This window comes from Caulobacter sp. BK020 (assembly GCF_004342605.1).
Taxonomy (GTDB): Bacteria; Pseudomonadota; Alphaproteobacteria; order Caulobacterales; family Caulobacteraceae; genus Caulobacter.
Genome location: NZ_SLZL01000011.1, coordinates 1 through 22,607, shown reverse-complemented (window position 1 = coordinate 22,607; position 22,607 = coordinate 1). Strand labels below are relative to the sequence as shown.

Here is a 22,607-nt window from a genome sequence, read left to right as displayed (position 1 = left end):
AGTCCAAGGAAATCGCCCGCCTATTGCGGCTTTCGCCGAAGACGGTCGAGATGCACGTGCTCAGCGCGCGCCGCCGGCTGTCCGGCCTGAACCGCCGCGACGCCGCCCTGGCGTTCATCGCCTGGGAAACCGACCCCGGTAATGACTACCGTAAGCAATCGGCCGAGCTAGCCACGGCCCAGTTGGAGGGCTCTTCTCGTTTCAACAGCGAGAGCAGCCATGACCAAGCCTTCCACGAACAAACCTTCCACCCACAGCCCGAACCCGGCCTCGGCCTTCTTCATCGCGAGCTGGCAGTCCCTCGAAGAGGGCCTGACCTTGATGGCGGGGACGCCCGAGCGCGGCCGGCTGGTGGCGGAAACGGTCTCGGCCCTGCGCAAGGCGCAGGCGGCGGGCGATCCTCCGGGCAAGCTGCTGCTGAGGGTCCTGGCCGCGACGGCCTTCCTGGCGGACGACACGCCGCTTCGCATGGAAGGAGCTGGCGCGATGACCTGACTCCTTTGCAATGGCTGGGCCTGATCCTGGCGGTCGCTACCCTGGGCGGAATCCTGCTCGGGACGGTCACCATGGGCGCCCATGAATTCCTCTACGCCCTCCAGCGGTTCCGCGAGGGCTGGAGCCCGCCCCCGGCGCCCTGAGCGCCGAGCTTCCAGAAACATCTTCATAGACTTGAACGTGCGGGGGGGACCCGTGCGACCGGGAGAGTCATGCCATGAAACGCACAGAAGCCGCCCGAGCCGGCGCTGAAAAGCTGATGCGCGCCGAGGCCGCGATCGACGCCGCCCTGCGCGAGACCGCCGAACTGATGGGCCTGCTGCCCGCGCTGCGGCTGGAGACCAAGCTATCGGCGGTGCTCGGCCAGGAAGCCGTCGCCAACCTGGGCGAGACCCTGGCCCATATCGTGTCGGCCCGCCGGACGATCATCGAAACCCATAGCGCCCTGGCCGTCGTGCGAGCCCAGATCGGCTGCGGCGCCCTGGCTGGCGGCGATATGGACAAGCCGGGCGATCCGCCGCGCACCAGCGGCTTGCACGCCGTTCCGGGCGGTCTGGCCGCCTGATCCCTGGCCGCCGTCCGTCCACGGCGCAAGCCGCCCTTCGATCCTGAATAGAGGTGTGCAAATGAGCACCGCCCAAATCGTCGAGCTGCAGCAGGGCGCGACGCCTGATGAAGTGAATGAATTCCGTCGCCACCTGCGAACGCTCGGTCCCGTGCAGCGCCGCATCCTGTCGGTGCTGATGCCCCAGCTGGTCGCGCTGGAGCAGGCCGGCGACTGCGACGGCGCGCTGAGCATCATCGAGGAGGTCAAGACGATCCTCTGGGAAGGTCGTCGCACGCGACACTGACCGACCTTGGGTTGCTTCTCCGACCGCCGCGACTGAGGCATGGTGACGCCTGACCTTAACCGGGCGTCACCCTCGTGCAGCTTCACACCCTCATCTCGCTGATCCTGGCCATCCTGGTCTGCGGATTGGCCATGTGGCGCGGCGACCGCGCCGCGCGCTGGGTCGGCGCGGCGTTCCTGGCCGACTGGCTGGGCTCCCTGCTGGTCTATCGGCGAGACCCCTACCATGCCGACTACGGCATCCTGGCGGTCGACACCGTGACCCTGCTGTTTTTCGTCTGGATCTCCATCGGCACCCGGCGGATCTGGACCGTCGTCGCCTCGGCCTTCATGGCGATCATCGTCGCCTCGCACGTGGCGGTGATGATCGACCTTCGGGTGACGCTGGGCACCCTGTTCATCGGCATGGCCATGTGGAGCTATGGCGTCCTGGCCTGCATCGCCTTCGGCACCTGGGCCGCCCGCCAAGGGCGAGGCCACGCGCCCTCCTGATCCGCCGGCGCCGTCAGGCCAAGTCGGCAGGCCGATCGACATCGAACAGGACGCCCGCGTCGGGACTGTCGACCAGCGCCAGACGATCGCCCAGCCCGGCCAGCAGCTCGCGCGCTCCGACATCGCCGCTCAAGGCGAGCAGGGCGGGAAAACAGGCGCGGCCGAACAGCACCGGATGGCCGCGCCGTCCTTCGAAGCGCGGCGCCGCGGCGTCCACGCCAGGGACCAGGGCGCGGGCCAGCTCGCGGGCGAGGCCAGCCGGAACGCGCGGCATGTCGCCCAGGAACACGAACGCGCCGTCCGAGTGGGGCGGCAGAGCCTGGATCGCTGCCCGCAGCGAAGCCCCCATGCCCGCGGCGGCGTCGGCGGCCACGACGATCTCGAAATCGGCGTCCCGGCCCGACGTCCGGGCCTGGGCGACCGCGAAGGCGGCCAGCTCCGCATCGCCGTCGGTGACCAGCAGCACCCGCTGGGCCGGGGCGGCGAAGGCCGCGTCCAGGGCGCCAGCCACCAGCGGACGGCCCTCGAACGCGGCCAGCAGCTTGCGCTCGCCCGGACGCCGGGCGAAGCGCCGTCCGGCCCCCGCCGCCAGGATCACGGCGTCGCACCCTGCGCTTTTGCTTTCCGCCATGCCGTCCCGCGCCTATCTTACCCACCGACATGACGCCCTATGACGCCAGCCCCGCGCAAGCGGCAACCCGCGCCCCGCGCCCGCCCAGCCGGTTGATAGACGGCTTCGGTCGCGCGGTGACCTATCTGCGCGTCTCGGTCACCGATCGCTGCGACCTGCGCTGCACCTATTGCATGGCCGAGCACATGACCTTCCTGCCCAAGGCGGAGGTGCTGTCGCTGGAGGAGCTGGACCGCCTGGCCTCGGCCTTCGTCGGCCTGGGCGTGCGCAAGCTGCGGCTGACCGGTGGCGAACCCCTGGTCCGCAAGGGGATCATGACCCTGGTCGAGGGCCTGTCGCGCCACCTGCGGTCCGGGGCCCTGGACGAGCTGACCCTGACCACCAACGGCACCCAGCTGGCGAGCCACGCCGCCGATCTGGCCCGGCTGGGGGTTCGGCGGATCAATGTCTCGCTCGACACCCTCAAGCCCGACCTGTTCCGCCGGCTGACCCGCGGAGGCGACCTGTCCAAGGTGCTGGCCGGCATCGACGCGGCCCTGGCGGCGGGGATCCAGGTCAAGGTCAACGCCGTGGCGCTGAAGCACGACAACGCCTGCGAGCTGCCGGCCCTGATCCAGTGGGCCCACGGCCTGGGCGCCGACATGACCCTGATCGAGACCATGCCGCTGGGCGAGATCGACGAGGACCGCACCGACCAGTACCTGTCGCTGAAGGACGTCCGCCGTGACTTGTCCGCCTTCTGGACCCTGACCGACCTGGCCTACGCCACCGGTGGTCCGGCCCGCTATGTGCGGGTCGAGGAGACGGGCGGCCGCCTGGGCCTGATCACGCCGCTGAGCCACAATTTCTGCGAGGCCTGCAACCGGGTGCGCCTGACCTGCACCGGCACCCTGCACACCTGCCTGGGCCGCGACGACGCCAGCGACCTGCGGGCGGTGATCCGCGGCGGGGCCGACGACGCGGCCCTTGAGCAGGCGATCTTCGCGGCGATCGGCGCCAAGCCCCAGGGCCACGACTTCCGGATCGACGGCGCGCGGCCGGCCGTGGCCCGCCACATGTCGACGACCGGGGGCTGACGGTGGCGCGGGTCCTGCTGTTCGGACGCCTGGCCGACCAGGCCGGCTGGCGCGACCGCACGGTCGAGGCCGGCTCGATCGCCGACCTGCGCCGGGCCCTGGCCGACGGCGACGCCGCCCTGGGCGAGGCCCTGGCCGGGCCGGGCGTGCAGGTAGCGGTCGACAAGGCCATCGTCCGGGGCGAAGCGGTCCTGGCCGCCGGGACCGAGGTGGCCTTCCTGCCGCCGATGAGCGGCGGATGACGACCCTGCCGTCCATCAGCCTGACCGCCCGGGCCTTCGAGCCGGGGGCCCTGCTGACGACGTTCTGCGCCGGCCGCGACGAGACCGGGGCGGTGGCCAGCTTCGTCGGCCTGGCGCGGGCCGAGCGAGGCCAGGCCACGACCCTGGAGCTGGAGGCCTATCCCGGCTTCACCGACGCGGCGATCGCCGCCTTCGCCGAGGAGGCCAAGGCCCGGTTCGACCTGCAGGACTACCGCATCGTCCACCGCATCGGCCGCATCGCGCCCGGCGAGGCGATCGTCTTCGTGGCCACGGCGGCCGGCCACCGCCGCGCCGCCTTCGAGGCCTGCGACTTCCTGATGGACTATCTGAAGAGCCGCGCGCCGTTCTGGAAGAAGCAGCACGGCCCGGACGGCGAGCGCTGGATCGAGCCGACGGCGCGCGATAGGACCGACGCCGAACGCTGGGATTAGGAGAACACGATGTCGGCAGGCCTCACCCCGGGCGGCGGGATCAAGCCGGAGCTTCCGTTCAAGCCGGTGCGAGTGGCGATTCTGACCGTCTCGGACACCCGCGACGAGTCCACCGACACCTCGGGCCAGCTGCTGGTCGACCGCGTCCGGGACGCCGGCCACGACCTGGCCGGCCGGGCGGTGGTCCGCGACGACATCGAGACGATCCGCCAGACCGTGCGCGACTGGATCGCCGGCGGCCAGGTCGACGCCATCGTCACCACCGGCGGCACCGGCCTGACCGGTCGCGACGTCACGGTCGAGGCCCTGGAGCCGCTGTTCGATAAGAAGATCGACGGCTTCTCGGTGGTGTTCCACCTGGTCAGCTACGCCTCGGTGGGCCTGTCGACCCTGCAGAGCCGGGCCACGGCCGGCCTGATCGGCGGGGTGTTCGTGTTCTGCCTGCCGGGCAGCAACGGGGCGGTCCGCGACGGCTGGGACAAGGTCATCGCCGCCCAGCTCGACAGCCGCCACAAGCCCTGCAACATGGTCGAACTGATGCCCCGACTCCTGGAACACTAGGGCTGCTGGAACCGTGACCCGCCTGACCCACATCGACGACCAGGGCCGCGCCCGGATGGTCGACGTCTCGGACAAGGCCGAGACCGTCCGCGAGGCGATCGCCGTCGGCTTCGTGCGCATGCGGCCCTCGACCCGCGAGCTGGCCCTCTCCGGGACCGGCCGCAAGGGCGACGTCCGCGCCGTGGCCGAGATCGCCGGGGTGATGGCGGCCAAGAAGACCTCCGACCTGATCCCCCTGTGCCACCCCCTGGCCCTGTCCAAGGTCGAGGTCTCGGTCGAGCCGGCCGAGGGCGGCCTGGCGGTGATGGCCCGCGTCAAGCTCAAGGGCCAGACGGGCGTGGAGATGGAGGCCCTGACCGCGGTCTCGGTCGCCTGCCTGACGATCTACGACATGCTGAAGGCCGCCGAAAAGGGCATGGTCATCGAAGCCGTCCGCCTGGTTGAGAAGACTGGTGGGAAGTCGGGGGATTGGCGGGCGGAGTAGGTGGGCGGTTTTGACTCTTCGCTGACCTTGGGAAAGTCCGCTTTCTGAAAGGGAGGTTGAGGCGGCCCCGGAAGACGTTCTTGAAGGCTCATTCCGAAATCCCGCCGGATAGCTGCGCGTACCCTGGCGCGAGAGTTGCGGGCCGCTAATGTTCACCTTGGCCGTGAGATGGGCGGCCAGCGCGAGAAAGAGCGGCAGTTGCTATGACGTTCGCCGACATCCCGGAAGCGGTGATCGACTATGTGAGACGGGTCGCTACGACGACGACCTTCGAGTCACCTGGTAGCCGAACGGCTGTCGATACCTACATTTCGGCTTAGCTGTGGAGATGCCCAAGGACTGAACATGACCGAGACGCCGCCGGAGACAGAGGAGCGCGAGGAGCCGCAGGTCTCGCCCTGGATCAGGGTGACGATGGCGGACGTCGACGGCCTGGACTTCGAGCAGGTGATCTCCGGTTCGACGGCGGCCGACAGCCAGGAACTCGGCGACCTCTACCGCGCTGCTTCTGGCGCTGCGGGGTCTGGCGAGGACGGGACGAACGACCCGGCGCGGGTCCGGGTCTGGGACTTCCTCTGGGGTGTGACCGGCATGCACTTCAAGCCGGAGGACACCAACGAGCCGTTCGGCCCAATGTTGGTGATGGGGGATGGCCGGCGGTCGGCGGCGCCCTCCGACTTCCGCGAGCACGGCGACGTCTTGCAATTCGTGGCCGGCAAGGCCGCGAACGTCGTCCTTCGGGCGCGGCTGAACGACGTCGCTTGGCTGCTGGACCGTAAGCAGGCCGCCTGCGGGGTGGAGGCCTTGAAGGCCTACGTCGAGCTGGTGCGTCGGATCGAGGCCGGCGAGCTGAAGTTCCGCCACGGCGATGAAGACTGGCCGTTCCACCCCGACACCAAGGACTATCTCCTTCGCGCCCTGGGCCTGGCGCGGATGCTCGGCTGGGCCAAGCCGGAGGCCGAGCCGGTCCGCGAACAGCTCGTTGCCGTTCGCAAGCGCGCCGTGGCGGCAAGGGACCCGGTGCCCGTCCATTGGTATTGCGAGCTGGACTTGCAGATGCGGGTGTCCGACCCGCTGGAGGTAGCCGCCGAGATCGAAGACGTCCTGACCAAGCTGCCGGCCGACGCCAACCACCATGTGGTCGTGGACCTCTGGCGCTTGGCGTCGCGGGCCTATCAGGCGGGGAAGAAGGACGACGACAGGCAGCGGTGCCAGATCGCCGCCGCCGAGGTGATGGTCGCCGAGGCCGAGAAGATCGCGTCGCCCATGCTGGCGTCCAACCTGCTCGGCAACGCCATCGCCGCCTTGCACGGCATCGCAAGCGCCCGACCGCGCCGCACCGAGCTGCGGCACAAGCTGGTCGAGGTCCAGGCGAACGTGGGCGAGGAGATGGGCACCTTCTCGCAGGAGATCGACCTGACCGAGCTGGTCGAGTCCATCCAGAACAGGATCAAGCCGCTCAGCGTCTACGACAGCCTCTTCGTCTTCGCCGTGCTGGACCAGAGCCCGGACCCAGAGAAGCTGCGCACGGAGGCCATCGAGCAAATCCGCAAGCACCCGCTGTCGTCGCTGTTCGGGGCGGCGCACCTCGACGACGAGGGCAAGGTGATCCACCGGACCGGCGGCGCCGGCGGCTTTGGCGATCCGGACGATTCGGTGGTCGCCCAGCAGATCGCCCAGGCCGAAGGCATCCGCCGGCACATCAGCGTGTCGGGCCAGATCGAGCCGGCCCGGCGCACGATGACCTCGGGCCACTACCTGTCCGAAGACACCTTCTACGCCCTGACGAGCCAGAGCCCGTTCGTGCCGCAGGACCTCGCGCAGACCTTCGCGCGCGGGTTTAACCGCTTCTTCCAGGGCGATTTCACCAGCGCGCTCTACATCCTGACGCCGCTGCTGGAGAACTCGCTGCGCCATGTCTTGAAACAGCACGGCCACGACGTTACGACCTTCGACAACGCCGGGCAGACGCAGGAGGACCGAACCATCACCTCCTTGTTCGACGGCATGCGGTCGGAGCTGGACGCGGTGTTCGGCCGCGACATCACCGAGGACATCTCTCATGTGTTCCTCGGCCGGCCTGGGCCGGCGATTCGGCATGGCGTCGCGCACGGGCTGCTGCACGACGGCAGTCCCTATGGCGTGGACGCCATCTACGGCTGCTGGCTGATCTTCCGGCTCTGCCTCATTCCGCTGTTCCCGTATCGGGCGGAGCTGGGGCTGACCTGACTATGGCGACGGGTCGGCCGGAGCTGCTCAAGGGTCTGCCTTCCGCAGGCGTCTGAGAGTCTGCAACTGGCGTCTAGCTGTCGTCTGAAACTTCCGCTGTCAGACCCTTCTCCGTCCGGGTGGGCGGCGAGGGCCGGCATTCCATTCTTGATCCGGTCGCCCCCGGCCTTCGCCGGCGTGAGTGGAGTTTTTTGGACTTATCCTCCGCGTTCAGCCAATGAACTCCCGTAAAATCAATGCCTTGAAAAATCTCGACCCCAATCGATCCTCACCCTCTCAGACCGCCCCCATAATGATCTCACCTGAAGGCATGGGGAGGGCGCACGTACGGCGACCGATGCGGCTTTCGGGGGTGGACGAGCGGGAAGGCCTTGTCCGTCGTGCTTCTTCGGAAGCGTCCCAGGTTGGTTCGCAGCAGGTTCGCCTCAGTCGCGACGAAGCTTCGGCGCCCGGGATAGGCGGATGCGGCCAGCAGGCCCGGGCTGAAATCGCCCGGGCGGTCCGGAGTGCGCCAACGCTCCGCCCGTCGGGGGCCTCCATCGGAGCGGGTTAAGAATCCGCGACCCGAAGGCTTCCGGATAACGGCTCCACGCGAAGCGCTCGTCTTCGTCGAAACGGTACCCATAACTGCAAATCCTCCGGGCGAGGCCCGGGCGCTTCGCACCCTTCCCATCAGCTCAGCGGGTTTCCGCGTGAGGCCGAAAGATCGTGCCCGCGAACACTTGCCCCCACCTGACCGCTTCGCGGTCTGTCCGCCCCCGGAGGGGGCGGAGCCGTCAGGCCTCGCGGCGCGCCAGGGCCGGCTGGCCGTGGCGGGCGGCCATGATCTCGCCGATCACCGCCACGGCCACCTCGAACGGGGCCTTGCCGCCGAGGTCGAGGCCGATCGGCGCGCGCAGCTTCCGGAGGTCCTGCTCGGCCACGCCCGCCGCCCGCAGGCGGTCCAGCCGCTCGCCCAGCCGCCGCCGCGCGCCCAGCAGGCCGACATAGGGGGCGGCCGAGGGCAGGGCGGCCAGCAGGGCCTGGTGGTCGACCGCCTCGTCGTGGCCGCAGACCGCCACCGCCGTCCAGGCGTCCAGGCCGACCGCCGCCGCGGCGCCGGCGACGTCGTCGCGGCGATAGGCCACGCCGGCCAGGGGCGGCGGCGCGGTCGGGCCCTTGGGGCGGACCAGGACGGTCTGGAAACCGGACTGGGCGCCGAGGCTGGCCACGGCCAGGGCGGTCGGATCGCCGCCGAACACCACCAGCCGCGGCGGCGGGTCGAATCGCCGCGCGAAGGCGCCCGGCCAGGCCGGGGCGGCCTCCGCCAGCGGGGCGCAGAGCCGCCGCTGGCCGTCGCTGATCCAGGCAGCCGGGACCCGCGCCCGGGCCAGGTCCAGCAGCGTTTTCGCCGCCGCGTCGTCCGGGGCGATCCGCTCGACCAGGATCTCGATCCGCGCCCCGCACAGCAGGCGGATGTCGGGCCAGGGGCTGCCCTCGCCATAGACCAGGCGGCGAGGCCGTCCGTCGGCCATGGCGGCCCGGGCGTGGGCCTCGACATCGGCCTCGATGCAGCCGCCGGACAGGAATCCGGCGCGGCTGTTGGTCCCGAACACCATCTGCGTCCCGACCGGACGCGGCCCGCCGTCGCCGAGGGAAACGATCGTCGCCAGCCCTGCCGGACCGTGCGCCAGGGCCTGGGCCAGGGCGGGCCGCATGTCCTCGGCCAGGCCGTGCAGCGGCCAGTCCGATGGCGTGGCGAAGGACGCGGAAGACACGTCGGCGGCGTCGTGATCGGGCAGGTCCATTGCCAAGCATGTTAACGCCTCGGCAAGTTTCCAGAAACGCCTTCTTCAGCCTTGGGGCTTAGGCTCATCGACACTGGTGTTCCATCCGCACGGATTTCCATGTCGCTCTCGGTTTCCAAGCTCGGTCTCGCCGCCGCCCAGTTCGGACTGGACGGCATGAGCGCGTCGCCGCGCGCCCGTTCGCCGGAAACCGAAGCCCGCGACATCCTCAATATCGCCGCCCGGGCCCGCCTGTCGGTTCTCGACGTGTCGGGCAATTACGGCCGCGCCGAGCAGGTGCTGGGCGACCTGATCCCGCGCCCCGTGCCGTTCCGCGTCACCCTGTCGGCCGCCCGCGCCGATCGCGGTCCCGACTTCGTCGAGGCCGAGGCCCGCGCCTCGCTGCGCCGCCTGGCGGTGGAGCGCGCCGACGCCATCATCGTCTCCTCGCCCGCCGAGCTGTTCGGCCCGCACGGCGCGGCCGTCTGGGACCGCCTGGCCCGGCTGCGCGACGAGGGCCTGTTCGCCAAGGTCGGCGTCGCCGCCCACGCCAGCGACGACCCGGTGGGCGTCGCCCGCCGCTTCAAGCCCGACATCCTGCAAGCCCCGGCCAGCCTGCTGGACCAGCGCCTGCTGGCCGACGGCTCGCTGCAGCGTATCGCCGGCATGGGGATCGAGGTGCAGCTGCGCTCGATCTTCCTGAACGGCCTGCTGTTCCTGCCGCCCGACCGGGTGCCCGCCCAGCTGAAGGGGGCCTCTGGCCGCCTGTCGAAGGTGCGGCGGATGATCGCCGAGGGTCGTTCCGACCCGCTGCAGGCCGCCCTGGGCTTCGCCCTGTCGCGGGTCGAGGCCAGCGCCGTCCTGGTGGGCGTCACCTCGGCCGCCGAGCTTTCCGCCGTCGTGGCGGCCGCTTCCAGCCCGCCGCCCGACCTCGACTGGGACGACATGGCCATCGACGACCCGGTGGCCCTGGACCCGCGACGTTGGGTCGCCTGACGCTCGGGCGAATCTAAGCTCAGCCTGGGACCAAGAGCTGAGGAACTTAAGAGGGAGCCGAACGCCATGATCCTCGCCGTCGTCCAGGCCCGCATGGGCTCCAAGCGTCTGCCCGGCAAGGCCGTGGCCACCCTCCAGGGCCAGCCGATGATCCTGCGCCAGCTGGAGCGGCTGCGCGGCGCCCGGCGCCTGGACAAGATCATCGTCGCCACCAGCAGCGACGCCGCCGACGACGGCCTGGCCGGGCTGGTCGTGTCGCGCGGCTACGCCGTGCATCGCGGCGCGGGCAGCGACATCCTCGACCGCATCGCCCGCTGCGCCGAGGCCGCCGGCCCGGTCAGCCACATCGTCCGCATCAAGGGCGACGCGCCGTTCGTCGATCCGGCCGTGATCGACGAGGCCGTCCGCCTGGCCCTGGCCACCGGCGCGGCCTACACCTCCAACCGCGTGGAACGGACCTTCCCGGCCGGGCTCGAGGTCGAGGTGGCCACGGTCGAGGCCCTGCGGATCGCCGCCGCCGAGGTTCGCGACCCCCTGGCCATGATCTCGCCGACCGCCGCCATCCGCGCCCGGCCCGACCGGTTCCGCCAGGCCCACCTGAAGACCCATCGCGACTGGTCGCACTATGACTGGCGGGTCAAGACCCCGGCCGACCTGGCCTTCGCCCGCTCGATCTACGACGCGCTGTACCCGACCGATCCGGGCTTCTCGATGCACGACGTGCTGGACCTGGTGGAGAGCCACCAGGACCTTGGCCGGTTCGCGGCTTAGGCCGGAGGGGCCGCGGGCCCCTACTTCCAAGCTCCGTACGGATCCACCGACGGCTTGCCCAGCGCCTCGGCCACGGCCGGATGGGTCAGCTGGCCGGCCAGGACGTTCAGGCCCTTGGCCAGGTGGATGTTGCTCTTCAGCGCGTCCAGGCCGTGGTCGGCCAGGGCCAGGCCGAACGGCAGGGTGGCGTTGCCCAGGGCCTCGGACGAGGTGCGCGGGGCGGCGCCGGGCATGTTGGCCACGCAGTAATGGACGACGCCGTCGACCGTATAGGTGGGCTCGGCATGGGTGGTCGGATGGCTGGTCTCGAAGCAGCCGCCCTGGTCGATCGACACGTCGACCAGCACCGAGCCCGGCTTCATCTTCGACAGATGCTCGCGCTTGACCAGCTTGGGCGCCGCGGCTCCGGCGGTCAGCACCGCGCCGATGATCACGTCGGCCTTGAGGATCTCGTCCTCGACGGCGGCCAGGGTCGAATAGCGGGTGAGAATGCGGCCCTGATAGAGGTCGTCCAGCTCGCGCATCCGGGGGATCGAGCGTTCCAGCACCACGACCTCGGCGCCGAGGCCGGCGGCCATGCGCGCGGCGTTGGAGCCGACCACGCCGCCGCCCAGCACCGCCACCCGGGCCGGGGGCACGCCCGGGACGCCGCAGAGCAAGAGGCCCATGCCGCCATTGTGCTTGAGCAGGGTCTCGGCGGCGCTGAACACCGCGATGCGGCCGGCCACTTCCGACATCGGGGCCAGCAGCGGCAGGCCGCCGCGCGCGTCGGTGACGGTCTCGTAGGCGATCGCCGCGCAGCCCGAGGCCAGCAAGCCCTCGGTCTGGGCCGGATCGGGCGCCAGGTGCAGATAGGTGAACAGGATGTGGCGGGGCGTCAGGCGCTCCCACTCGACCTTCTGGGGCTCCTTGACCTTGATGATCAGCTCGGCCCCGGCGAACACCGCGTCGGCGTCAGGCGCGATGGTCGCCCCGGCCTTGACGTAGAGGTCGTCGCCATAGCCGGCCCCCAGGCCCGCGCCGGCCTGGACCAGCACGGCGTGACCATGGCCCACATATTCGCGCACGGCGGTGGGGGTCAGGCCGACCCGGTGTTCGCCCGGCTTGATCTCGGAAGGCACGCCAACGCGCATGATAGTCTCCTCCAAATGGCTTTTGACGCTGGTTTACGCCCGAGTCCGCGCAGGTTCCTGGGGAGTTTCATGCGTCCGTAACCGTGATATGCAGGATTCCATCGCAACGGAGCCTTTATGGTGAAGAAACCTGCGGCCAATCTCGACGCCTTCGATCGCAAGCTGCTGAACGTGCTCCAGAGACGAGGCCGGGCCAGCTATGTGGAAATGGCCGAGGCGGTGAATCTTTCCGAATCCGCCTGCCTGCGCCGGGTGAAGCTGCTGGAGGAGGTCGGGGTGATCGGCCGCTACGCCGCGGTGATCGACGAGCGGGCGGTGGGCCTGCCGCTCAGCGTCTTCGTCACCGTCACCCTGTCGTCCCAGGCCGAGGCGACGCTCAGCGTGTTCGAGAAGGCCATCGCCAATGTCCGCGAGGTGGCCGAATGCTACCTGATGACCGGCGGCTCGGACTATCTGCTGCGGCTGGTGGTGGCCGACGTCGACGACCTGGAGCGGGTGCACGCCCAGGAACTGACGCGGATCCCGGGGGTCGTGCGGGTCAGCTCGTCGATCGCCCTGCGCACGGTGGTCAAGCGTGTCGAATTGCCGCTTTGAGGCGAGCCCGCCGTTGCGGCGGAGTTAACCTTCCCCTGGCAGGACTGTAGGCCACTGCGTTGCACTCGTCGGGGGATGAGATGGTTTCGAGACGTCTGCTGCTGGGCGCCCTGGCGTCCGGCCTCGCCGCGCCCGCCCTGGCCTGGGCCGAGGGCGACAGTCCCGCCACGCCTTCGGTGTTGACCCGCAAGGGCCGCCGCACGCGCCGGGCCCTGAAGTCCCAGCCCACCGACAAGGCGGCGCTGGACAAGGCCCTGGCCCAGGTCAAGCCGCTGGAGGATCCGAACGCGGTCGAGCCGGCCGAGGTGCATCCGCCTCAGCTGGTCAGCCCGGACGAGGCCTTGGGCCGCCTCAAGCAGGGCAACGCCATCTTCGCCCGCGGCGGGGCCAGCATCATGCTGCCCACCACGGTCCGGATCGCCGAGCTGTCCAAGGGCCAGAAGCCGTTCGCGGTGATCGTCGGCTGCAGCGACAGCCGGGTCGGCCCCGAACTGGTCTTCGACTGCAATCTGGGCGAGCTGTTCGTCGTGCGCGTCGCCGGATCGACCGTCAGCCAGGAGGGCCTGGGCTCGATCGTCTACGCCGTCGAGCACCTGGGCGCGCCACTGGTCGTCGTCCTGGGCCACAGCAAGTGCGGCGCGGTCGGCGCGGCGGTCGACGTGGCCACCAAGCACAGCGACCTGCACGGCGCGCTGCTGAACATGGTGCTGCCGATCATCCCGGCCGTGCTGGAGGCGGAAGAGAAGCATCCGGCCGACCTGCAGGACGCGGCCATCCGCCAGAACGTCCGCGACGTCGCCGCTCGCCTGAAGGTGGCCGACGGGGTGCTGGCCGAGAAGCTGGCGGAGGGCCGGCTGAAGATCGTCTCGGCCACCTACGACCTGGCCAGCGGCCTGGTGGCGTTCGACGCCTAGACCCCGTTGACCCCTTCCCCGGCTTAGGTTCAAGTCCCCCTCAACACGCTAAGGTTGGGAGGCAGGGATGTCGACGGACGAGACGCCGCCGCAAGGCGGCCATGAGCCCAAGACGTCCCGCTGGGAAGCCTTCAAGGCCCGGATCCCGGCCGGCCTGAAGTCGCCCCTGGTCGCGGTCGGGGCGGCCGCCCTGGTCGCCGGCTTCGGCGGCGGCTTCGCGGTCGGCAAGGTCGCCGACTTCGGCTGGTTCGGCGACAAGGCGGCGACGGCCGAGGCGCCCAAGGGCCAGGCCTGGTCGCTGTTCGGCAAGCCGCGTTCCGCCAACGCCCCACGTCGCGGGATCCCCAAGCCTGAAGGCTTCGCCGTCTGGCGCAGCCGCATCGACAGTTCCGGCGCCGAGCCGATGGCCTGCGTCCAGATGAGCAAGCCGCTGGACCCGTCCAAGGCCTACGCCGACTTCGTGCTGATCTCGCCGGACCTGGGCCGCCAGCCGGCCGTGCGGGTCAAGGATGACGAGCTGTGCATCGGCGGCGTCGGCTTCACCGACCACCGCGTCACCCTGCTCAAGGGCCTGCCCGGCCGAGGCGGCGAGACCTTGGCCGCCAACGCCGACGTCGACTTCACCTTCGGCGAGAAGTCCCCGTATGTCGGCTTCGCCGGCGACGGCGTGATCCTGCCGCGCGAGGAGTCCGACGGCGTGGCCCTGGAGACCCTGAACGTCTCCAAGCTGGCCATCGAGGTCTGGCGGGTGTCGGACCGCAACCTGGTGCGCAAGTCGATCAGCGCCCCCGACCCGACCGGCGAGGGCGACTACGCCAGCGACTATGGCGACGACAGTCCCGACGACGAGGGCCGCCAGGTCTGGAAGGGCGTGATCAATGTCGAGGGCCAGGCCGGCCAGAAGGCCACGACCGTCTTCCCGCTGGGCGCGGTGCTCAAGGAGATGAAGCCGGGCGGTTATGTGATCAAGGCGCGCGACGCCTCGGGCGGCCGCGACCCGGACGGCGAGGGCGACCCCACCCCGGCCCAGGCTCGCCGCTGGATCATGTTCACCGACATGGCCCTGATCGGCTACGACGGCGCGGAGTCGCTGGACGTCGTGGTCCGCTCGCTGAAGACCGCCAAGACGGTGTCGGGCGTGCGCGTCGCCCTGGTGGCCAAGGACGGCGAGGACCTGGCGGCAGCCAAGACCGACGCCGACGGCCGGGCGCGCTTCGCCCACGCCCTGCTGGAGGGCGACGGCGCGGCCCGGGCCAAGATGGTCATGGCCTATGGAGACCAGGGCGACCTGGCGGTGCTGGACCTCGACCGCTCGCCGGTCGATCTGTCCAAGCAGGGCGTCGGCGGCCGCACCGAGTCCGACGGCGGGCGGGCGCTTTCCACCGACATCGACGGCTATCTCTACGCCGATCGCGGCATCTACCGCCCCGGCGAGACGGTGCACCTGACGGCCATGGTCCGCGACCGCCTGGCCAAGGCGGTCAACGACCGCAAGGGCTACATCCTGGTCAAGCGGCCCTCGGGCGTGGAGTTCAAGCGCTACAACTTCGCTCGCGCCGACGCCGGCGCGGTGCTGGCCGACATCGCCCTGCCGCGCAGCGCGCCGCGTGGCCGCTGGACGGCGGTGCTGAAGATGGAAGGCAGCGACGCCGAGGCCGGGTCGTTCGGCTTCAGCGTCGAGGACTTCGCCCCGCAGCGGCTGGCGGTCACCGCCACGGGCCAGGAGTCCGTGCCGGTCGCGGCCGGCCAGGAGCGCAAGATTGACGTCTCGGCCCGCTTCCTCTACGGCGCGCCGGGCGCGGGCCTGCAGACCCAGGGCGAGGCGCGACTGCGCACCGACACCGACCCCTTCCCGCAACACAAGGGCTACCAGTGGGGCGACGACCTGACGCCCTTCGACGAGAAGTTCATCGAGCTGGGCACGACCGTCACCGACGGCGACGGCCACGCCATGCTGAACCTGGCGACCACCGAGGCCGGCGACACGGCCCAGCCGCTGGTGGCGGCGGTGACCGCCTCGGTGTTCGAGCCCGGCGGCCGCCCGGTCCGCGAGGGCCTGGAGCTGAAGGTGCGCGGCAAGCCGGTCTATTACGGCGTCAAGGTCGAGCAGGGCGACGCCGGGAACGGCGATCCGCCGGTCAGCCTGGAGATGATCGCGGTCAACGCCGCCGGCGCCCGCATCGCCTCGACCGCGACCTACACCCTGATCAGCGAGAACTGGAACTACGACTGGTTCCAGCAGGATGGCCGCTGGCAGTGGCGGCGCACCAGCCGCGACGCGGTGGTGGCCAAGGCCACGGTGAACATCGGCGCCGGCCAGCCCGCGCGCTTCAACCGCCGACTGGGCTGGGGCGACTACCGCCTGGTGGTCGAGGGGCCGGACGGCGCCAAGACGGTGACCAAGTTCTCGTCGGGCTGGGGCTCACCGGCCAAGGAGGGCGAGGCGCCGGACTTCGTGCGGGTCAGCGCCGGGACCAAGGCCTACGCCCAGGGCGACACGGTGGAGATCACCCTGAAGTCGCCCTATGCCGGCCAGGCCCAGGTGGCGGTGGCCACCGACCGGCTGATCGACTTCAAGACGATGAGCGTCGGCGAGAACGGGACGACCGTGCGCCTGAAGACCTCGGCCGCCTGGGGCGGCGGGGCCTATGTGATGGTCACGGTGATCCAGCCGCGCGACCCGGTCAGCTCGCCCAAGCCCAAGCGGGCCCTGGGCCTGATCTACGTGCCGCTGGAGCCCAAGGGCCGCAAGCTGACGGTGGACATCGGCACGCCGGTGAAGCTGGACAGCAAGGCCCCGGTCGACGTGCCGATCAAGGTCCAGGGCCTGGGCTTCGGTCAGAGGGCCAAGGTCACGATCGCGGCCGTGGACGAGGGCATTCTGCGCCTGACCCGCCAGGACAGCCCCGACCCGGCCAAGTGGTATTTCGGCAAGCGGGCCCTGACCCTGAACTATCGCGACGACTACGGCCGCCTGCTGGATCCGAACATGGGCGCGCCGGCCAACGTCAACTTCGGCGCCGACGAGCTGGGCGGCGAGGGCCTGACGGTGACGCCGATCAAAACCGTGGCCCTGTGGTCGGGCATCGTCGAGACCGGCCTGGACGGCAAGGCGATCGTCAAGCTGCCGGCCGCCGACTTCAACGGCGAGCTGCGGATCATGGCCGTGGCCTGGACCGACACCGCCGTCGGCTCGGGCTCCAAGGCCATGACCGTGCGCCAGCCGGTGGTGGCCGACCTCAACCTGCCGCGCTTCCTGGCCCCCGGCGACAAGCCGATGGCGACGCTGGAGCTGCACAATGTCGAGGGCAAGGCCGGAGCCTATACGGTCGAGGCCAACGCCACCAACGGCATCGCCGTGGCCTTCCGCAAGGTGATCACCCTGGTCCTGGGCCAGCGGATCGCCGAGAAGATCCCCTTCCTCGCCCCGACCGTGACCGGGATCGGCAAGGTCGGCTTCAAGGTGTCCGGCCCCGGCTTCCAGACGGCCAAGGACTATCCGATCCAGACCCGCCTGGGCTGGGGCGACGTGGTGCGCACCACCACCGAGCTGCAGCAGCCGGGCATGAGCTACACGCCCAACGCCCAGCTGTTGTCGGGCCTGGCGGCCGGCGACATCACCCTGCAGGTCAGCTACTCGCCGTTCCGGGGCTTCGACCCCTCGGCGATCGCCGTGGCCCTGCAGCGCTATCCCTACGGCTGCACCGAGCAGCTGGTCTCGACCGCCTATCCGCTGCTGTACGCCCAGGGCGTCTCCAGCGATCCCAAGCTCAAGCGCAATCCGGCGATCCTGGCCGGGGCGGTGGGCAAGCTGCTGGATCGCCAGACCCTGGACGGGGCGTTCGGCCTGTGGCGGGTCGGCGACGGCGAGGCCGACGCCTGGCTGGGCGCCTACGCCACCGATTTCCTGGTCGAGGCCAAGGCCCAGGGGATCGCGGTGCCGGACGAGGCGATGGACAAGGCCCTGAACGCCATGCGCCAGATCAGCCGCCCCGACGGCTGGAGCTCGGTGTCCTACCGCCTGGACTATCCGGAGTGGTGGGGCCGGACGCCCGACGAGTCCAAGAAGGCCACCGAGCGCATGCGCCGCCGGGCCAGCGCCTACGCTCTCTATGTGATGGCTAAGGCGGGGCGCGGCGACCTGGCGCGGCTGCGCTGGTGGCACGACGTGCAGATGAAGGACGAGGACCAGCCCCTGGCCAAGGCCCAGGTGGCGGCCGGCCTGGCCCTGATGGGCGACCAGGCCCGGGCCCGCTCGGCCATGCGCCAGGCGGTCCGCTCGCTGGGCTGGCGTGACGACGCCGACTGGTACCAGAGCCCGCTGCGCGACGTCGCCGCGGTCACCGCCCTCGCCGTCCAGGCCGGCCAGGGCGATGTCGCCCGCCAGCTGCAGGGCCGCCTGGAGAACGTGGTCAAGGATCCCGACGCCCTCAACACCCAGGAGCAGGCGGCGGTGCTGTCGGCGGCCTACCAGCTGCTGAAGGCGGCCGGGCCGATCACCATCGACGCCCAGGGCGTGACCGCCCTGCCGCCGGCCGGCGGCGCGCCGCGCTGGGCGGTGGGCAAGCTGGCCGACGCCCGCTTCGTCAATCGCGGCAAGGGCGCCCTGTGGCGGACGGTCAGCGTGCGCGGCACGCCGGTCGCCGCGCCGGGGGCCGAGGCCAACGGCCTGTCGGTGTCCAAGCGGCTGTTCTCGATGAACGGCGGCGCGATCGATCCGGCCCAGATCCGCCAGGGCGACCGGGTGATCGTGCTGGTCTCCGGCCGCTCGATGCAGGCCCGCTCGACCGCCCTGGTGGTCGACGACGCCCTGCCGGCCGGCTTCGAGATCGAGACGACCCTCGGCGCCGACGACGCCCAGAACGGGCCGTTCAAGTTCCTGGGCGAGCTGACCAACCCCGACGTCCAGGAAAGCCGCGACGACCGCTACATCGCCGCGTTGGACCTGGGCGGCGAGAAGCCGTTCGCCATGGCCTATGTGGCGCGGGCCGTGACTCCGGGCGAGTTCTTCCTGCCCGGGGCGGTCGCCAAGGACATGTACCGGCCGAGTTTGAACGCCCGGTCGGAGGCCGGGCGGATCAATGTGACGCCGGGAGGATAGGCGGCTCGCTCACTTGCCCCCACCTGGCGACTGCGTCGCCTGTCCGCCCCCATAGGGGGGCGGAGCGCTCTTCCCCCTATGGGGGAAGACGACCGCGAAGCGGTCCGTAGGGGGCAAGTGTTCGCTGCGAAGCACCATGATCACCATCCCCCGCTTCACCCGCCTGCTGGTCGCCTTCGTCGCCGTCCAGGTCGGGCTCTACGCGCTTAGCGCCGCCTTTCCGCCGGACATGGTCCGGGCCCGGCGCTCCTCGCCCGTGGTGCTGGACCCTCGCGGCGCCTGGCTGCGGGCCCTGCCGGTCGAGGACGGGCGCTGGCGGGTGCGGGCCGACCTCGAGCGCACCGATCCCACGTTTCAGAAGCGGCTGATCGCGGTGGAGGACGCGCGGTTCTACGGGCACCTGGGCGTCGACCCGCTGGCCCTGGTCCGGGCGGTCGGGTCGGCGGCGGTCCATGGCCGAGCCACTTCCGGCGCCTCGACCCTGACCATGCAGACCGCCCGCCTGCTGGAGCCCCGGCCGCGCAACCTGGTCTCCAAGCTGATCGAGATGGTCCGCGCGGTCCAGTTGGAAGCGCGGCTGACCAAGAAGCAGACCCTGGCCCTCTACCTGACCCTGGCCCCCTATGGCGGCAACCTGGAGGGGGTGCGGGCCGCCAGCCTGGCCTATTTCGGCCACGAGCCGTCCAGCCTGACCGACGGCGAGCAGGCCCTGCTGATCGCCCTGCCGCAGTCGCCCGAGGCCCGGCGCCCGGATCGCCGCCCCGAGGCGGCCCGCGCCGCTCGCCGCGCGGTGCTGGACAAGATGGTCCGCGCCCACGTCCTGACCGAGGCCGCCGCCTCGGAGGCCGACGCCGAGCCGATCCCCCGCCGGGCCCCGTTCCCGACCCTGGCCTGGCATGCCGCCGGCGAGCTGGCCCTGGCCGCGCCGGCCAGCCAGCCCAGCGTGGTCTCGACGATCGACGCCGACCTGCAGGCCCGGCTGGAGCCGATGGCCGCCGCCGTCGCCGCGTCCCAGGGTCCGGACGTCACCGCCGCCATCCTGGTGGTCCAGATCAAGGGCCGGGCCGTGCGGGCCCTGCTCGGCTCGGCCGGGCGCGACCGGCCCGGCGGCTGGATCGACCTGACCCGCGCCGTCCGCTCGCCCGGCTCGGCCCTGAAGCCGTTCATCTACGCCTTCGCCTTCGACGACGGGGCTCTGGCCCCCGACACCCAGATCGACGACGCCGCCACCCGCTTCGCCGACTACCAGCCCGAGAATTTCGACCACGTGTTCCACGACAAGGTCACGGCCCGCGAGGCCCTGGCCTATTCGCTGAACGTGCCGGCCGTCGCCACTCTGGAGAAGATCGGCCCCGACGCCTTCGCCGCCCGGCTGGAGAGCGGCGGCGTGCGGCTGGTGCGGCCCAAGACGGCGATCAAGGCCTCGGGTCTGGCCCTGGCCCTGGGCGGGGCGGGGATCACGCCGCGCGACATGGCCGTGCTCTATGCGGCCCTGGGCGACGGCGGCGTCGCCAAGCCCCTGGCCTTCACCGAGGCCGAGGCCAAGGCGCGCGAGCGCATGGGCGGGACTCGCATCGTCCGTCCCGAGGCCGCCGCCCAGGTGCTGGACATCCTGCGCGAAGCCCCCGCCCCGCGCGGCCGGGCGCCGTCGGCCCTGACCCGCGGCGGACCGGCCATGGCCTTCAAGACCGGCACCTCGTACGGCTTCCGCGACGCGGTGGCGGCGGGGGTGGTCGGCGGCTACGCGGTCATCGTCTGGACCGGCCGGGCCGACGGCGGGGCGCGGGGCGGCCTGACCGGGCGCGACGCGGCCCTGCCGCTGCTGTTCGACGTCGCCGACGTGATCAACGCCCCGACCCTGGCTCCCCGCCCGATCGCCCCCAAGGCCGCGCCGGGCGCCCTGCAGCGCCTGCAACAAGCGTCCGAGGGCCCGCGCCTGATCTTCCCGCCCGACGGGGCGACGGTGCAGGTCGACGGCGTCGGCCCAGGCTCGCGGGGCCTGGTCATGGCGGCCGGCGGCGAGGACCTGACCTGGTACGTCGCCGGCGCGCCCCTGTCGGCCGACCCGGTCAGCGGCAAGGTGATCTGGCGCCCCGCCGCGCCGGGCTTCTACCGGCTGAAGGTCGTGGACGGCCAGGGCCGCGCGGCTTCGGCGCGGGTACGGATCAAGGCGCCTGTGGGCTGACGAGTTGCCATTTGGCAGCGGAAGTTTTATATTCGGCCAAAGAGGTAGCCTCATGTCCCTCGTCACCCTGGTCGACACCGAACCCAAGGCCTTCGTTCCCGAGCCGATCTCGGACGAGGAGGCCGCCGCCATGTTCCGGGCCACGGTCAACCTGCTGAAGCTGTGGGGCGTCACCGACGAGGAGGCGGCCGTGCTGCTGGACATGCCGGTCCGGTCCTATCGCCGCTGGAAGGCCGGCGAGATCGGCCGGGTCGACCGCGACGGCAAGGCCCGGCTGTCGAACCTGATGGGGGTCCACAAGGCCCTGCGGCTGATCTTCCAGGAACCCCAGCGCGGCTATGACTGGATCAAGGCCCCCAACGCCGCGTTCGGCGGCCGCTCGGCCCTGCGGGTGATGCTGGGCGGCGAGCTGACCGACCTGATGCGGGTGCGCCGCTACCTGGACGCCGAGCGCGGCGCCTGGTGATCGACCTCGCCGCGATCCCGCGAGCGGACATCGCCTGGCGCGGCGCGGTGCGGATCATCCGCAGCGCCTGGCCGCCGATCGACCTGTTCGAGGACATCGCCGACCCCGCTGACTGGCCGCTTCTGATCGCCGCCGAGCAGAAGACCAATCCGCGCCTGATGGAGACGATCGGCGCCCTGGACCTGGTCCCGCCAGACCGGCGGGTGGCCGGGGCGGGGGCCAGCTTCCTGATGGCGCCGTTCACCCATGTCGGTCCCGACCGCCCCAGCCGGTTCAGCGCCGGGGCGTTCGGGGTGCTGTATGTCGCCGACCGCTTCGAGGTGGCCCTGTCGGAGACGATCCACCACCACGCCCTGTTCATGGCCGCCACCGCCCAGGCGCCGGGCTGGACCTCGCAGTTCCGCGAGATCGTGCTGGATGTCCGGGGCGCGCTGCACGACCTGCGCGGCGGCGATCCGGCCTTCGCGCCGGTGCTCGACCCCGACGACTACCGAGCGGGCCAGGCCCTGGGGGACCAGCTGCGCGCCGCCGGCTCGGAGGGCGTGGCCTACCCCAGCCAGCGCCACCCGGGCGGCCAGTGCGTGGGCCTGTTCTATCCGGACCTGGCCGCCAACCCCGTCCAGGGCCGGCATCTGGACTATCATTGGGATGGCGACCGCGTGGACCTGATCCGCGAGCCGGCGACGGGCAAGGTGTTCCGGGTCGGCGTCCCGGCGCCCTGAGTTTGGAGCGCCTATGATCCCTGTGGACTTCCTGGTGCAGTTCGGCGTGACCTGGCTGATCGTCGTGGCGTATGTGACCGCGCTGTTCAGTGTGGGCTTTCGCCTGGGAAGATTGAAGGTCCAGCGGCCGGGGCTCGACGCGCCCAGCCTGGAGTTCCGGCAATGGGCGATCGCGCCGAGCGACATCTGGGCGGTGTTCGGCTTCGCGTTCAGCGGCCGCCACGCACAGGTCGGCGATCCCTTGGTGTCGCGCCTGGTCATCGCGGTGCGTGTGCTGTTCCCGCTGAGTTTGATCCTGGTGCTGGCGATCTTCGCCCGGGCCGCGTCCCTGGGCGGCCTGGTGTTCGGCGACTAGAGCCTGTTGAGATTAGGCGGCGTAGCCTGAGTTTCTGAGATAGTTGGCGCATTCTTCTGGTGGGAAGGCGTTGAGGAGCAAGCCGGTGGCCT

23 protein-coding genes are annotated in these 22,607 nt (G+C 71.0%); 20 read left to right on the top strand and 3 right to left on the bottom strand.

The genetic code is table 11. The features are described 5' to 3' along the window. The first annotated feature begins 219 nt into the window (after positions 1 to 219). From EV278_RS14760 to EV278_RS14745, 5 genes are all read left to right on the top strand, one after another. Complete coding sequence (locus EV278_RS14760; protein WP_132092840.1) at positions 220 to 495, top strand: hypothetical protein; 276 nt, start codon at positions 220 to 222, stop codon at positions 493 to 495. Between the two features lie 5 nt (positions 496 to 500). Then, positions 501 to 638: a hypothetical protein gene (locus tag EV278_RS24050; protein ID WP_165916653.1), complete on the top strand. Its 138-nt coding sequence runs from the start codon at positions 501 to 503 to the stop codon at positions 636 to 638. 74 nt (positions 639 to 712) lie between these two features. Next, a complete protein-coding gene (locus EV278_RS14755) occupies positions 713 to 1,060 on the top strand; it encodes a hypothetical protein (RefSeq protein ID WP_132092837.1) in 348 nt (115 codons plus the stop codon). A gap of 61 nt (positions 1,061 to 1,121) precedes the next feature. Beyond that, positions 1,122 to 1,346, top strand: coding sequence for a hypothetical protein (locus EV278_RS14750; RefSeq protein WP_132092835.1), 225 nt, complete (start codon positions 1,122 to 1,124; stop codon positions 1,344 to 1,346). A 74-nt stretch (positions 1,347 to 1,420) separates the two neighbouring features. Next, positions 1,421 to 1,837 carry a hypothetical protein gene (locus EV278_RS14745; protein WP_132092832.1) on the top strand — a complete coding sequence of 139 codons (417 nt, stop codon included), beginning with the start codon at positions 1,421 to 1,423 and terminating at the stop codon, positions 1,835 to 1,837. Positions 1,838 to 1,850: 13 nt separating this feature from the next. On the opposite strand, the gene EV278_RS14740 is transcribed toward EV278_RS14745, so the two are convergent. Next, positions 1,851 to 2,468, bottom strand: a complete 618-nt coding sequence (locus tag EV278_RS14740) for a nucleotidyltransferase family protein (protein ID WP_132092829.1) — start codon at positions 2,466 to 2,468, stop codon at positions 1,851 to 1,853. Positions 2,469 to 2,497: 29 nt separating this feature from the next. Between EV278_RS14740 and moaA the strand changes: the two genes are divergently transcribed. From moaA to EV278_RS24160, 6 genes are all read left to right on the top strand, one after another. After that, complete coding sequence (gene moaA / locus EV278_RS14735; RefSeq protein WP_132092826.1) at positions 2,498 to 3,544, top strand: GTP 3',8-cyclase MoaA; 1,047 nt, start codon at positions 2,498 to 2,500, stop codon at positions 3,542 to 3,544. A 2-nt stretch (positions 3,545 to 3,546) separates the two neighbouring features. Then, positions 3,547 to 3,786: a MoaD/ThiS family protein gene (locus EV278_RS14730; RefSeq protein WP_132092824.1), complete on the top strand. Its 240-nt coding sequence runs from the start codon at positions 3,547 to 3,549 to the stop codon at positions 3,784 to 3,786. Then, on the top strand, positions 3,783 to 4,238 hold the full coding sequence (locus EV278_RS14725) for a molybdenum cofactor biosynthesis protein MoaE (protein WP_132092821.1): 456 nt from the start codon (positions 3,783 to 3,785) through the stop codon (positions 4,236 to 4,238). Before EV278_RS14730 ends, EV278_RS14725 begins: the two co-directional genes overlap by 4 nt. Before the next feature lie 9 nt (positions 4,239 to 4,247). Continuing rightward, positions 4,248 to 4,799: a molybdenum cofactor biosynthesis protein B gene (moaB, locus tag EV278_RS14720; protein WP_132092818.1), complete on the top strand. Its 552-nt coding sequence runs from the start codon at positions 4,248 to 4,250 to the stop codon at positions 4,797 to 4,799. Positions 4,800 to 4,812: 13 nt separating this feature from the next. Further along, entirely contained in the window at positions 4,813 to 5,283 is a 471-nt protein-coding gene (gene moaC / locus EV278_RS14715) for a cyclic pyranopterin monophosphate synthase MoaC (protein ID WP_132092815.1), read from the top strand. A gap of 345 nt (positions 5,284 to 5,628) precedes the next feature. Beyond that, a complete protein-coding gene (locus EV278_RS24160; protein ID WP_207905492.1) occupies positions 5,629 to 7,512 on the top strand; it encodes a hypothetical protein in 1,884 nt (627 codons plus the stop codon). A 776-nt stretch (positions 7,513 to 8,288) separates the two neighbouring features. Here the strand turns inward: EV278_RS24160 and EV278_RS14705 are convergent. Beyond that, entirely contained in the window at positions 8,289 to 9,209 is a 921-nt protein-coding gene (locus EV278_RS14705; RefSeq protein WP_243692208.1) for an XdhC family protein, read from the bottom strand. A gap of 189 nt (positions 9,210 to 9,398) precedes the next feature. On the opposite strand from EV278_RS14705, the gene EV278_RS14700 reads away from it, so the two are divergent. Both EV278_RS14700 and EV278_RS14695 read left to right on the top strand, forming a co-directional pair. Continuing rightward, positions 9,399 to 10,274 (top strand): bifunctional regulator KidO, encoded by an 876-nt coding sequence (locus tag EV278_RS14700; RefSeq protein ID WP_132092809.1) that lies wholly within the window; start codon positions 9,399 to 9,401, stop codon positions 10,272 to 10,274. A gap of 66 nt (positions 10,275 to 10,340) precedes the next feature. Beyond that, entirely contained in the window at positions 10,341 to 11,045 is a 705-nt protein-coding gene (locus EV278_RS14695; protein ID WP_132092806.1) for a glycosyltransferase family protein, read from the top strand. 20 nt (positions 11,046 to 11,065) lie between these two features. On the opposite strand, the gene ald is transcribed toward EV278_RS14695, so the two are convergent. After that, entirely contained in the window at positions 11,066 to 12,178 is a 1,113-nt protein-coding gene (ald, locus tag EV278_RS14690; RefSeq protein WP_132092803.1) for an alanine dehydrogenase, read from the bottom strand. Between the two features lie 120 nt (positions 12,179 to 12,298). Here ald and EV278_RS14685 point away from each other — a divergent pair, with 120 nt between their 5' ends. The 7 genes from EV278_RS14685 (at position 12,299) to EV278_RS14655 (ending at position 22,515) form a co-directional block, all read left to right on the top strand. Further along, positions 12,299 to 12,772: an Lrp/AsnC family transcriptional regulator gene (locus EV278_RS14685; RefSeq protein ID WP_132093195.1), complete on the top strand. Its 474-nt coding sequence runs from the start codon at positions 12,299 to 12,301 to the stop codon at positions 12,770 to 12,772. 80 nt (positions 12,773 to 12,852) lie between these two features. Further along, positions 12,853 to 13,686: a carbonic anhydrase gene (locus EV278_RS14680; RefSeq protein ID WP_132092800.1), complete on the top strand. Its 834-nt coding sequence runs from the start codon at positions 12,853 to 12,855 to the stop codon at positions 13,684 to 13,686. Between the two features lie 67 nt (positions 13,687 to 13,753). Then, positions 13,754 to 18,787: an alpha-2-macroglobulin gene (locus EV278_RS14675; RefSeq protein ID WP_132092797.1), complete on the top strand. Its 5,034-nt coding sequence runs from the start codon at positions 13,754 to 13,756 to the stop codon at positions 18,785 to 18,787. A 136-nt stretch (positions 18,788 to 18,923) separates the two neighbouring features. Further along, a complete protein-coding gene (gene pbpC, locus EV278_RS14670) occupies positions 18,924 to 20,972 on the top strand; it encodes a penicillin-binding protein 1C (RefSeq protein WP_132092794.1) in 2,049 nt (682 codons plus the stop codon). Positions 20,973 to 21,024: 52 nt separating this feature from the next. After that, positions 21,025 to 21,438, top strand: a complete 414-nt coding sequence (locus tag EV278_RS14665) for an MbcA/ParS/Xre antitoxin family protein (RefSeq protein WP_132092791.1) — start codon at positions 21,025 to 21,027, stop codon at positions 21,436 to 21,438. Then, positions 21,435 to 22,160 (top strand): RES family NAD+ phosphorylase, encoded by a 726-nt coding sequence (locus tag EV278_RS14660; protein WP_132092788.1) that lies wholly within the window; start codon positions 21,435 to 21,437, stop codon positions 22,158 to 22,160. The genes EV278_RS14665 and EV278_RS14660 overlap by 4 nt, the downstream gene beginning before the upstream one ends. A 13-nt stretch (positions 22,161 to 22,173) precedes the next feature. Beyond that, positions 22,174 to 22,515 carry a hypothetical protein gene (locus EV278_RS14655; protein WP_132092785.1) on the top strand — a complete coding sequence of 114 codons (342 nt, stop codon included), beginning with the start codon at positions 22,174 to 22,176 and terminating at the stop codon, positions 22,513 to 22,515. Positions 22,516 to 22,607: the final 92 nt, after the last annotated feature.

Bases quoted from the DNA above. Each gene is read 5' to 3' on its own strand.
- EV278_RS14665 (WP_132092791.1), top strand. From the start codon at position 21,025: ATGTCCCTCGTCACCCTGGTCGACACCGAACCCAAGGCCTTCGTTCCC.
- EV278_RS14655 (WP_132092785.1), top strand. From the start codon at position 22,174: ATGATCCCTGTGGACTTCCTGGTGCAGTTCGGCGTGACCTGGCTGATC.
- EV278_RS14705 (WP_243692208.1), bottom strand. From the start codon at position 9,209: ATGCGGCCCGCCCTGGCCCAGGCCCTGGCGCACGGTCCGGCAGGGCTG.
- EV278_RS14740 (WP_132092829.1), bottom strand. From the start codon at position 2,468: ATGGCGGAAAGCAAAAGCGCAGGGTGCGACGCCGTGATCCTGGCGGCG.
- EV278_RS14695 (WP_132092806.1), top strand. From the start codon at position 10,341: ATGATCCTCGCCGTCGTCCAGGCCCGCATGGGCTCCAAGCGTCTGCCC.
- ald (WP_132092803.1), bottom strand. From the start codon at position 12,178: ATGCGCGTTGGCGTGCCTTCCGAGATCAAGCCGGGCGAACACCGGGTC.
- pbpC (WP_132092794.1), top strand. From the start codon at position 18,924: ATGATCACCATCCCCCGCTTCACCCGCCTGCTGGTCGCCTTCGTCGCC.
- moaB (WP_132092818.1), top strand. From the start codon at position 4,248: ATGTCGGCAGGCCTCACCCCGGGCGGCGGGATCAAGCCGGAGCTTCCG.
- EV278_RS14700 (WP_132092809.1), top strand. From the start codon at position 9,399: ATGTCGCTCTCGGTTTCCAAGCTCGGTCTCGCCGCCGCCCAGTTCGGA.
- EV278_RS14755 (WP_132092837.1), top strand. From the start codon at position 713: ATGAAACGCACAGAAGCCGCCCGAGCCGGCGCTGAAAAGCTGATGCGC.
- EV278_RS14725 (WP_132092821.1), top strand. From the start codon at position 3,783: ATGACGACCCTGCCGTCCATCAGCCTGACCGCCCGGGCCTTCGAGCCG.
- EV278_RS14760 (WP_132092840.1), top strand. From the start codon at position 220: ATGACCAAGCCTTCCACGAACAAACCTTCCACCCACAGCCCGAACCCG.
- EV278_RS14680 (WP_132092800.1), top strand. From the start codon at position 12,853: ATGGTTTCGAGACGTCTGCTGCTGGGCGCCCTGGCGTCCGGCCTCGCC.
- EV278_RS14675 (WP_132092797.1), top strand. From the start codon at position 13,754: ATGTCGACGGACGAGACGCCGCCGCAAGGCGGCCATGAGCCCAAGACG.
- EV278_RS14750 (WP_132092835.1), top strand. From the start codon at position 1,122: ATGAGCACCGCCCAAATCGTCGAGCTGCAGCAGGGCGCGACGCCTGAT.
- moaA (WP_132092826.1), top strand. From the start codon at position 2,498: ATGACGCCCTATGACGCCAGCCCCGCGCAAGCGGCAACCCGCGCCCCG.
- EV278_RS24160 (WP_207905492.1), top strand. From the start codon at position 5,629: ATGACCGAGACGCCGCCGGAGACAGAGGAGCGCGAGGAGCCGCAGGTC.